The organism is Thermoanaerobaculia bacterium (assembly GCA_035260525.1).
Classification (GTDB): domain Bacteria; phylum Acidobacteriota; class Thermoanaerobaculia; order UBA5066; family DATFVB01; genus DATFVB01.
In genome coordinates, this window is record DATFVB010000116.1 from 1 (window position 1) to 9,866 (window position 9,866).

The window sequence follows — 9,866 nt, forward strand, 5'->3', positions numbered from 1 at the left end:
CGTGAGGGCGCCGCGGCGGTCGCGGCGATCGAAGCCGCCCGAACGGCGGCTGGCGTCACCCCGTCCGGTCGAAGATCTCGCTGACCTCGGAAAACGAGAGCCCAGCGGCGTCCGAAGGCGATATCGCCGCGGCCGCGAACGGCCACGGGATCCCGAGCGCCGGGTCGTCCCAGCGAACCGGAATGTCGTCATCGGGATCGTGGTAGCGCGTCACGCCGATCACGACGAGCGAGGGCTCGGCGACGTACAGCCCGTGGGCGACGCCGGCCGGCGTCTTGAGGAGCGAAAGGGCGGATCCGCGAAGCTCCACGAGCGCCGTCTGACCGAACGTGGGCGACCGCCGCCGCAGATCGCGAAGCCCGACCTGGAGGAACCCCTCCAGCACGACGAGGTAGTCGTCGTGGCGGGGATGCACGCGCACCCCCCGCATCACGCCCGCCTCCGACCGGATGAAGTTCCATTGGAGCGCGGGATGTCCTTCGATCCACTCTCCGCGGTAGATCTCCGTGAAGACGCCCCGCGAATCGGAAAGCGGCTGGAGCGGCCGCCAGACGACGCCTTCCGGAAGAGCTCCGTCCCGAATCATTTCCGGCGAGAGTAGAACCCGTCCGGCGGGGTGTCAATCGCGGCGCGGCGGCGGAAAGCGAATCTCGCGAACTTCGGCCCCGAACGCGCCGCGAAACGGAGGAAGTCGCGCGCCTGTCCGAAACGCACCCGGGCGCCCCGCGGGCCGCTCCGGGCGAGCGCCCGAAAACCGCGAACCCACTCCGGGTCGCCGATCCGTTCGAGGTAGCGCTTCTGGGGCGGCTCCCGCAGGTCCGCATAGCGCGCGTCCCACTCCGCCGCGAAGAACCGCAGGAGCGTCGTTTCAGCGCGATAGCGCGCCTCCCCCGCGACGCGCGCGCGCCGGTAGAACTCGCGGTCTCCGAACCGCACGAGCGACGCGTCCCAGTAGCCGATCCGATCGAAGAGAGCGCGGCGGTGAACGAGGTTCGCCGAGCCGATGAACCAGTTCCGAAGGAAGCCGCCGAGGATCGGAACCTTCCAGTCGAACGCGAAGAAGAACGGGTCCACGCCGTCGGGAAACCGGACCTGGGCCGACCGGAACGCGACGAGGCCGGCGCTTCCTTCCTCGAGCGCGGCGCGGCCGAGCGCGAGGTGATCCGGGAACATCAGGTCGTCGTCGGTCATGTAGGCGACGTAGGGGGCGTTGCCCGACCGGAGCACGGTGTTCCGGTGGCCGTACCCGAAGCCGGTCCCTTTCGGGAACCGGGCGAAGGAGACGCGCGGATCGGTGAACGTCGCGACGACCCGCTCGGTTTCGTCGTCGCAGCCGTCCCCGACGACGCGCAGCCGGAATTCCGGCTCCGTCTGGGCGAGGACGGACGCGATGGCGAATCCGATCGTGTGCGAACGGCCGCGCGTCGGCAGGACGACGTCGAAGAGGCTCACGTGCCCGCCCGCGCGGCGGACGGGAGACGGCCGAGCGCGGTGAGCGCCGCGTTCCCAACGAAAAGGGCGAGAGGAATCACCAACCAGGCCGGCAAACGACGCGTCGCCGTCAAACGGGGTTGCGCTGAAATCGCCATTGCGAAGATCGGCGAAGAATATTCCCGAATGAAAATCGATGAAAACGAAGTAAACGCAACAACGGAAATCAGATCTTCCTGTGGGAATCGATGGCATCGGCATTGCGTGCCGGGGTTCTCGTCGCGTCGGCGGCGGTTCTTTCGTGGAACGCGTGCAACGAGAACGAGTTATCGGGAAGCACAATAATCAGTGCAATTCGATTCGCGACCGCATTTTTCCGTGATGTTCTTGCGATATTCACAGAGATTTCCGCAGAGATTTCCGAAGCGTCAGCGGAAAATTCAGGCGCAGAGTTTTCCCGAGGACCGTGAAAGCAAGAATCGCGCCCGCGATTCAGAGAGGAGAGGCTGGTGACGACGATCGGTTTCATCGGACTGGGAAGCATGGGCCTTCCGATGGCGACGAACCTTCGAGGCGCCGGGTACGAGGTTCTGGCGTTCAATCGCACGCGCGAGAAGGCGCAAGCCTTTGCGAAGGAAGGAGGATGGGCGGTCGATCGGCCGCGCGACGCCGCGGGAGCGGGCGTCGTCGTCTCGATGGTCTCGAACGACCGCGCCCTCGAGGAGATCGTGGAAGGAAGCGGAGGCGTTCTCGAAGGTTTGCCGCAGGGGGGGCTGCACGTCTCGATGAGCACGGTTTCTCCCGCGGCGGCGCGCCGGCTCGGCGCAACGCACGCCGAGCACGGCTGCGGCTACGTCGCCGCGCCCGTCTTCGGGCGGCCGGAAGCCGCCGCGGCGCGCAAGCTCTGGATCTGCTCCTCCGGCGCCGAGCGCGGCAGGGCGCGCCCGATCCTCGACGCTCTCGGCCAGGGTGTGTTCGATTTCGGGGAGGACCCGGGGGCGGCCAACGTCGTGAAGCTCTCCGGAAATTTCCTGATCGCGGCCGCGCTCGAAGCGATGGCCGAGGCTTTCGCGCTGTGCGAGAAGAACGGGATCGCGCGAGCGGCCGTCGCCTCGCTCTTCTCCTCGACCCTGTTCGCGTGTCCGGTCTACAAGAACTACGGAGACGTGGTCGCCGCACAGCGGTACTCACCGCCGGGGTTCCGGCTCGCCCTCGGCGCCAAAGACATGGCGCTCGTCCTCGGCGCCGCTCACGAAAGCGGGGCGCCTATGCCCGCCGCGAGCCTCGTTCACGATCGGCTCCTCGCCAGCGTGGGACGGGGCCGTGCGGACCTCGACTGGGCCGGGCTGGCGCTGGCCGTTTCGGAGGACGCCGGGCTGCGCCGCTGAGGCGGCCCGGGCCTCGCCGGTACACATCTTGCTCCCCCCGGTTCAGCGGGGTGAAGATGAGCGGAACACGGAAAACCGACGCCCCCGGGCGCAACGCCGAGACGACGTCCGGGCAGCAGGAAAGCCGGGACACCGGAAGCGCGAACGAGGCCTACGGCGGCGGATCGCAGCCGCCGATCCCGTCGACCGGCGCGCGGGGGCGTCAGGCTTACGACCGCGGCGGAAAAGCGAGTCGGGACTTCAAGCGGAGCGGCCAGATCCACGCCGACGTCCAGGACCGAACCGGGTAAGATTTGACCCGATGGTGATTCCCTGCCCCGACTGCGGAAAGAAGAACCGGGTCCCGGCGGAGCATCTCGCCGACCGCGGCCGCTGCGGAGCGTGCCGCTCGGAGATCCCGCCGCGCTCCGAGCCGTTGGAGGTGGACTCCGCCGCGTTCGACGAAATTGCGAGGAGCGCGAGAGTCCCCGTGCTCGTGGACTTCTGGGCGGCCTGGTGCGCGCCATGCCGCATGGCCGCTCCGGAGGTCGCACGGACCGCCGCGGAGATGGCGGGCCGCGCCCTCGTCGTGAAGGTGAACACGGAGCTCCATCCCGATCTCGCCGCGCGGTTCGGGGTGCGCGGGATCCCGAATTTCGTCGTCCTGCGGGACGGCGAGATCGTCACCCAGCAGGCCGGGCTCGTTCCGAGCGCGCGCATGGTTCAGTGGCTCACCGCCGCCGCGGAGGAACGGCAAGCGCCCGCAGGGGCGTAGAATCGCCCCGCACCCCGGAGGAGCCATGAAGATTTCTCGCCTGCTGCTCGCGGCCGCCATCATCGTCGCCGCGCTCTGGACGGTCCGTCATCGGGCGGAAATCGCCGGGAAGCTCCTGCCGGCGGCGGCACGCACCGACGGCCCGGCGCGACCGGCCGACGACGCGCTGACGGAAGCCACCCGCGAGGCGGACAAGGCGCAGGGAGGCGGCGTCACCGAGAACATGACGCCCGACCAGGTCCGTTCCCTCCTCGGAAGCCCGGACGCGATCGAGTCGTCGTCGAACGAGTCGGGACGGACGCGGGAGCGATGGATCTACCGCCACGCGGGAAAGGTGGTCGTCTTCGAAAACGGCGTCGCCGTCTCGGTCCAGTCTCCCTGAGGAGCGTCAGCCCGGAACGCGCCGCCGGAGCGGTGGAGTTCGGGATGACACTCTCTTCGGAGGTCCGCGCGGCGGGAGCGGAACGATCCGAGCCCCGCGAGCGTCGTTCCGGCGACGGTCTTCCTCCCCTCATTTGCCCCGGTCGGGCCCCGCAGCGGTCGAGGGCAGGAGCCCGAGCCGCGGAGGACGCATCGCGAAAAGTCTCCGCGAAGTAACCAAGCGGAGGAGGTTTGCGATGCGGGAGGTTTCGCGATCCGAGTTCCACGAGTGTCGCGAAACCGACGGTCTTATGGCACAGCCTGTGCTGTATTCCTCCTGAGATAGGAGGACCGCGCATGAAAACTGCCGTGGGAATCTTCGCGACGCGCTCGAAGGCGAAGGAGGCGGTCGAGCGGCTCCTCGCTTCCGGCGTCCCCACCGATCGTCTCAACCTCCTGACGCCCGGCGACTGGAAAGCCCACATCGCCGAGGTACCGACGAGCGACACCGAACAGCCCGGGACCGCCGGCGCGATCGGCGGCGTGGTCGGAGGCGCGATGGGCGCCTCCGCCGGCTTCGGTCTGGGGCCGATTCTGGCCGGGCTCCTGGTGCCCGGCGTGGGCGCCGTGACCGCGATCGGGTTCGCGGCCGCCGCGCTCCTCGGGCTCGGCGGCGTCGTCGGCGGCGCCGCGGCCGGAAACGCGATCGAGGAAAACCTCTCCGACGGTCTTCCGAAGGACGAGCTCTACGTCTACGAGGATGCGCTCCGCCACGGGAAATCGGTGGTCGTCGCCCTGCTCGATTCCGGCGACGAAGCCGACCGGGCGGGACGGATCCTCGATAGCGCGGGATCGGAAAGCCTCGACGCGGCGCGCGAGCAATGGTGGGTCGGTCTCCGCGACACGGAACAAGAGTTCTACGAGGGCTCGGGCGAGGGACGATTCCCGGTCGTCGAACGGATGTACCGGTGCGGCTTCGAGGCGGCGCAGCGGCCCGATATCGCGGGAAAGAGCTTCGACGAAGTGAAAAATGCGCTCCGCGATGCGTATCTCGACTGCTGGGAAAATCAGGCATTTCGCCGGGGATTCGAGCGCGGACAGGAACGCCGAGCGCGCAACGTCGTTCGCGACGAGGAGCTCGCCGCCCGGACGTGAACCCCGCGGCGGATGCGCCCGGCAAACGTTCGGAGTAGACTTCTCTCCAATGAACCCGAAGGGACTCGCCGCCGCCGGCAGCGGGACTCCGCTGCGGCTCGCGATCGCCGACGCCTACGAGCGCGCCTCCGCGCTGACCGCCTATTTCGGCCGCCTCACGGGCGAGGCTGTCCGCGGGGAGGAGGCCGTTCCGACGGCTTCGGAGCTTGCGGAAGTCGAGGCGATGATCGAAGCGCTGGCCGCCGTCGTCCGGGAGCTCCCGCGGCTCGCCATGGGTTCGCGCGACCGGTCGCCCGAAAAGATCGACGAGGCCGCTCAGGGCTGACGGGCGCCCCACCCGTCCGCATCCCACCTCGGGGATCGCTTCGCCGCGCTCGCGGTGACACGTGGACTCGCGATCCGGCCCGGCCGGAGCCCTTCTGCGCGCTCGCCGGCCGAAAGAGTCAGGGCTCGACGTGTATGGGTCGCGACGACCTCGAGGCGCGGCGAGACGCGAGCCCGACGGGATGCGGCAAGACCGCGGCGTCCCGAGGCGTACTGTATGCAGTACGTCGCAGGGCGACGCGGGCTTGACGCGCCCGTCCGGCTCGATGGATCGCCGCGCGTGCCTCCCTAATAGCCGGGAGAGGGCGGCGGCGCATTCGCCCCCACCTGCACCGACCCCTTCATCCCGAGCGAGGCGTGCGTCTGGCACTGATAGTTGAACGTCTTGCCCGAGTCGCCGCTGCCGAACGTGTGGGAGAACGTCGCGCCCGAGTGGTCGAGAAACCCGCTGTCGAACGCGCCGCCGGTGTCGGTCACGGTGTGGTTCGTCATCTGTCCGACCAGCATCCATTGGACGGTCTGCCCGGGCTGGACACGCACCGACTGGGGACTGAAGAAGTTGTCGCCCACCTGCACGTTGACGGTCCCGGTCGCGCCGGCGGGGGGACTCGTCTTGTTCTCGGTCGGAGACGAGCCGCCGCCCCCCCCGCATGCGGTCCACGCGGCGACCCCGGCGATCAGGAAAATCTTTCTGAGCATCGTTCACCTCCTGCGAAAAAACGCTCCGAGGCGACCGTAGCGCGGAAAACCGGGGGGGACGGGGAGGTTAATCTCTGAAGATCTCGTGAAGAATCCGGTTTGACGGGACGCATCCGGGCGGATACGATCCCGGAAACCCACGGAGGAAAAACCGATTCACACGCGCTCCCCGACCGGTGCCGGGAATCGCTTTTCGCGAGCGTTTCCATGAGAGGCTCTTTTTCGCCCGGCGACGCGGTGCGGCGGCTGCTCGCGGTTCCCGAGCGCGAGGAGGAGGACGCTCCGGATCCGGCCTGGTTCCGGCGGCTCATCGCCGCCCTTCCGCAGGTGCTCTGGGTCATCGGCGGCGACGGAAGGTTCCTCCTCTCCGAGGGAGGCGCTCTCGACGTCCTCGGGTTGCGGCCCGGCGAAGCGGTCGGGCGCAACGCGTTCGAGATGTACGCCGGAAACCCGGAGATCCTCTCGGCGCTCCGCCGCGGACTCGCCGGAGAGGAGCTCTCGTGGCTCGTGACCGTCCAGGGACGCACGTTCGAGTCGCTCCAGCGGCCGATTCGCGCCGACGACGGCTCGGTCGAGGCCCTCATCGGAGTCTCGGTCGACATCACCGGACGCAAGAACGCGGAAGACCTCCTCCGCGCCTCGGAGGCGCGTTACCGTCTGCTCTTCGAAACGAGCCCCCTTCCGATGTGGGTCCACGATTCCGAGTCGATGCGGATCCTCGCGGTCAACGAGGCGGCCGTCGCGCACTACGGCTATTCGACCGCGGAGTTCCTCGCGATGAGGCTCCCGGAGATCACGTCTCCGGCCCCGGCCGAACAAGGCCCCCCGGAAAAGGAGTCCGGCCGCACGACGCGGGCGCGCCACCGCCGCAAAGACGGTTCCGATATCGAGGTCAAGCTGACGTCGCACCCTCTCGATTTCGGGGACCGCCCCGCAAGCATGGTCCTCGTCGAGGACGTGACGGAGCGCCTCCGCTCCGACGCCGTCCAGTCCGCGCTCTACCGGATCGCCGAGATCACCGGGGCCGCGCACGACCTCGGGTCCTTCTACGAGGAGCTGCACCGCGTCGTCGGAGAGCTGATGTACGCCCGGAATTTCTACATCGCGATCGCCGACGAGGCGGCGGGGCTCATTCGCTTTCCTTACTTCGTCGACGAGTTCGACTCTCCGCCCGATCCGATCCACTCGGGGCAGGGGCTCACGGGCGTCGTCATGCGGACGGGGCGGCCGCTGATGCTCTCGGGCAACGAGATCGAGGAGCGGGTCGCCGCGGGGCAACTCGACGCGCAGGGGACGAGGTCGGTCGACTGGCTCGGCGTTCCGCTCCGATCCGGCGACCGGACGTTCGGCGTGCTGACGGTCCAGAGCTACAACGAGAAGATCCGGTACGGGCAGCGCGAGAAGGAGCTGCTGACGTTCGTCTCCCAGCACATCGCGACCGCGGTCGAGCGCAAGCGCGCGGCCGATGCCCTCGCCCGCTCGGAACGGCAGTACCGGAGCCTGTTCGAAAACGCCAACGACGCCGTGCTGATCATCTCCCCCGACACGCGCCGCGTCCTGAACGCGAACCGGCGCGCGGGAGAGGCCTACGGCTTCGAGCCGGAGGAGCTCGTCGGGATGACCCTCGACGCCCTGGTGGACGACCCCGGCCGCGCCGCCGAGGAGCTCGTGCTCATCGTTCGGGAGGGCTCGATCCGCAACGTCAGCTCGGTCCATCGCGCCCGCGACGGCACCCCGATCGACATGCTCGTGAGCGCCTCGATGATGGAGTACGAAGGAGGACCCGCGATCCTGTCGATCCATCACGACGTCACCGAGACGAAGCGCGCGGAGAAACAGATCGAACGCCTCGCGTACCAGGACGCTCTCACCGGGCTCGCCAACCGCGTGCGCTTCGAGGACCGGCTGGGGATCGCGCTCGCGACGGCGCGGCGAGAGTCCCATCTCCTCGCGGTCCTCTTCATCGACCTCGACCGCTTCAAGGTCGTCAACGACAGCCTCGGACACAAGGTCGGCGACCTCCTCCTCCAGCAGGTTGCCGACCGCCTCCTGCCGCTCATCCGGCTCTCCGACACGCTCGCGCGCGTCGGGGGCGACGAGTTCGTGCTCCTCCTCTCGAGGATCGACCAGCGCGAGAGCGCCGGCATCGTCGCGCGCAAGATCCAGGAGGTCTTCCGGAAGCCGTTCCGGATCGCGCAGCGCGAATTCTTCGTGACCCCCTCGATCGGCATCAGCGTCTTTCCGGAGGACGGCGAAGACGCGGATTCGCTCGTCAAGAACGCCGACGTCGCGATGTACGTCGCCAAGCAGCGGGGGCGCGACAACTATCAGTTCTATTCGCGCTCGGGACAGCGCGGCGGCCTCGAGCGCCTCGAGCTCGAGAGCAAGCTCCACCACGCCATCGCCAACGAGGAGTTCCGGGTCCATTTCCAGCCGCAGGTCTCGCTGCGAACCGGCGTGATCACCGGGATGGAGGCCCTCGTCCGCTGGAAGCACCCCACCCGCGGGATCCTCCTCCCGGGCGACTTCATCGCGCTCGCCGAGGATTCGGGCCTGATCGTCGATCTCGGCATGCTCGTCCTCAAGCTCGCGTGCCGTCAGGTTCGGGCGTGGCGCAACAAGGGCTACCGCGACCTCTCGGTCGCCGTGAACCTGTCGATCCGGCAGCTGCAGGAGGCGGATTTCGCCGCCCGGGTCCGCGAGACTCTCGAGGAGACGGCACTTCCGCCGGGCCAGCTCCGGCTCGAAGTCACGGAGAGCGTCGCGATGCAGAATCTCGAGATCAGCATCGAGGCGCTCGGAAAGTTGAAGCGCCTCGGCGTCGGGATCACGATGGACGACTTCGGCACCGGCTACTCGTCGCTCTCCTATCTGAAGATCCTTCCGGTCGACACGCTGAAGATCGACCGCTCCTTCATCCGCGACGTCGCCCGCGACACCAACGACGCGTCGATCGTGCGGGCGTCGATCGTGCTCGCCCACGAGCTCCGCCTGCGCGTCGTCGCCGAGGGAGTCGAGACGCCGGAGCAGCTCCATTTCCTGCGGCAGCAGCAGTGCGACGAGGTGCAGGGGTTCCTGTTCAGTCCGGCGCTGCCGGCGGAGAAGTTCGAGGCTCTGCTCGGCGAAGACAAAAGACTGCCTCTTTAGCCGCGCGGACCATACGCGCCGCTATATCGGACGCGGAGGCCCGGGCGGCGGGCTCAACGTACGCAACGGTACGCCTCGCCCGCCGCCCGGACCTCCGCGCCGATCTTTCAGCACGTCTGGCCGCGCCCCCATGCTTTCCGCGATCACCGGAGCGCGGGCTCGCCTTGAGGTTCCACGGATCGGGAATGCAGCATACCGGGCGAGCGTCGTTGACCACCTCGAAGCGGCACCCGGGCATCGGCCTCGTTCCGTCATTGCGAGGAGCAGACTGCCGCGCCGCCTGTCGCGCCGAAGCTTTAGCGAAAACGGAAGCCTGCGGCGAAGGCGGGCAGCGACGAAGCGTATTCGCAGAATCCGAGCACCGAAGGTGCGAGCATCTCCGGGTCCCGAATTAAACAAGGGCTCCGGATGACCCGATCGTTATAATTTCGTCATCGTGTCCGCTGAAATGGCTCCCGCGGAGGATTCGCCGGAGGTGACGCCCGCCGTCGAACCGGAAGAGCCGCCGTCCGAACCGGCCCGCACGGCCGGCGGCGAGCCGGTGAGAACAACCGGCGGTGAGCCGGTGAGAACAATCGTCGTCCAGCATCACGCGCTCGTGCGCATCT

At 68.3% G+C, this 9,866-nt stretch carries 11 protein-coding genes; 7 read left to right on the forward strand and 4 right to left on the reverse strand.

Features of this window, described 5'->3' with window-relative positions:
- Positions 1–55: 55 nt before the first annotated feature.
- The 3 genes from VKH46_05650 to VKH46_05660 all read right to left on the reverse strand — a co-directional run bounded on the left by VKH46_05650 (position 56) and on the right by VKH46_05660 (position 1,960).
- On the reverse strand, positions 56–586 hold the full coding sequence (locus VKH46_05650) for a dTDP-4-dehydrorhamnose 3,5-epimerase family protein (GenBank protein ID HKB70309.1): 531 nt from the start codon (positions 584–586) through the stop codon (positions 56–58).
- Positions 583–1,452, reverse strand: coding sequence for a glycosyltransferase family A protein (locus VKH46_05655; protein HKB70310.1), 870 nt, complete (start codon positions 1,450–1,452; stop codon positions 583–585). Before VKH46_05655 ends, VKH46_05650 begins: the two co-directional genes overlap by 4 nt.
- Before the next feature lie 205 nt (positions 1,453–1,657).
- Entirely contained in the window at positions 1,658–1,960 is a 303-nt protein-coding gene (locus tag VKH46_05660; GenBank protein HKB70311.1) for a hypothetical protein, read from the reverse strand.
- Between VKH46_05660 and VKH46_05665 the strand changes: the two genes are divergently transcribed.
- The 6 genes from VKH46_05665 to VKH46_05690 all read left to right on the forward strand — a co-directional run bounded on the left by VKH46_05665 (position 1,941) and on the right by VKH46_05690 (position 5,413).
- The gene (locus VKH46_05665) at positions 1,941–2,819 is read left to right on the forward strand and encodes an NAD(P)-dependent oxidoreductase (protein HKB70312.1); all 879 of its coding nucleotides are present in this window, start codon (positions 1,941–1,943) and stop codon (positions 2,817–2,819) included. The two genes, VKH46_05660 and VKH46_05665, sit on opposite strands and share 20 nt — an antisense overlap.
- A 56-nt stretch (positions 2,820–2,875) precedes the next feature.
- Entirely contained in the window at positions 2,876–3,109 is a 234-nt protein-coding gene (locus VKH46_05670) for a hypothetical protein (GenBank protein ID HKB70313.1), read from the forward strand.
- Positions 3,110–3,120: 11 nt separating this feature from the next.
- Positions 3,121–3,573, forward strand: a complete 453-nt coding sequence (locus VKH46_05675; protein HKB70314.1) for a thioredoxin domain-containing protein — start codon at positions 3,121–3,123, stop codon at positions 3,571–3,573.
- 25 nt (positions 3,574–3,598) lie between these two features.
- Positions 3,599–3,955: a hypothetical protein gene (locus VKH46_05680; GenBank protein ID HKB70315.1), complete on the forward strand. Its 357-nt coding sequence runs from the start codon at positions 3,599–3,601 to the stop codon at positions 3,953–3,955.
- Between the two features lie 335 nt (positions 3,956–4,290).
- Positions 4,291–5,088, forward strand: coding sequence for a hypothetical protein (locus VKH46_05685; protein HKB70316.1), 798 nt, complete (start codon positions 4,291–4,293; stop codon positions 5,086–5,088).
- A gap of 49 nt (positions 5,089–5,137) precedes the next feature.
- Complete coding sequence (locus VKH46_05690; protein HKB70317.1) at positions 5,138–5,413, forward strand: hypothetical protein; 276 nt, start codon at positions 5,138–5,140, stop codon at positions 5,411–5,413.
- 287 nt (positions 5,414–5,700) lie between these two features.
- Here VKH46_05690 and VKH46_05695 read toward each other — a convergent pair whose 3' ends face one another.
- Complete coding sequence (locus VKH46_05695) at positions 5,701–6,111, reverse strand: plastocyanin/azurin family copper-binding protein (GenBank protein ID HKB70318.1); 411 nt, start codon at positions 6,109–6,111, stop codon at positions 5,701–5,703.
- Between the two features lie 207 nt (positions 6,112–6,318).
- Between VKH46_05695 and VKH46_05700 the strand changes: the two genes are divergently transcribed.
- Positions 6,319–9,258 (forward strand): EAL domain-containing protein, encoded by a 2,940-nt coding sequence (locus tag VKH46_05700; GenBank protein ID HKB70319.1) that lies wholly within the window; start codon positions 6,319–6,321, stop codon positions 9,256–9,258.
- Positions 9,259–9,866 lie beyond the last annotated feature (608 nt).

Excerpts from the sequence above, each read along its gene's own strand:
- VKH46_05680 (HKB70315.1), top strand. The coding sequence starts at position 3,599 with ATGAAGATTTCTCGCCTGCTGCTCGCGGCCGCCATCATCGTCGCCGCG.
- VKH46_05675 (HKB70314.1), top strand. The coding sequence starts at position 3,121 with ATGGTGATTCCCTGCCCCGACTGCGGAAAGAAGAACCGGGTCCCGGCG.
- VKH46_05690 (HKB70317.1), top strand. The coding sequence starts at position 5,138 with ATGAACCCGAAGGGACTCGCCGCCGCCGGCAGCGGGACTCCGCTGCGG.
- VKH46_05670 (HKB70313.1), top strand. The coding sequence starts at position 2,876 with ATGAGCGGAACACGGAAAACCGACGCCCCCGGGCGCAACGCCGAGACG.
- VKH46_05660 (HKB70311.1), bottom strand. The coding sequence starts at position 1,960 with ATGAAACCGATCGTCGTCACCAGCCTCTCCTCTCTGAATCGCGGGCGC.
- VKH46_05685 (HKB70316.1), top strand. The coding sequence starts at position 4,291 with ATGAAAACTGCCGTGGGAATCTTCGCGACGCGCTCGAAGGCGAAGGAG.
- VKH46_05650 (HKB70309.1), bottom strand. The coding sequence starts at position 586 with ATGATTCGGGACGGAGCTCTTCCGGAAGGCGTCGTCTGGCGGCCGCTC.
- VKH46_05695 (HKB70318.1), bottom strand. The coding sequence starts at position 6,111 with ATGCTCAGAAAGATTTTCCTGATCGCCGGGGTCGCCGCGTGGACCGCA.
- VKH46_05700 (HKB70319.1), top strand. The coding sequence starts at position 6,319 with ATGAGAGGCTCTTTTTCGCCCGGCGACGCGGTGCGGCGGCTGCTCGCG.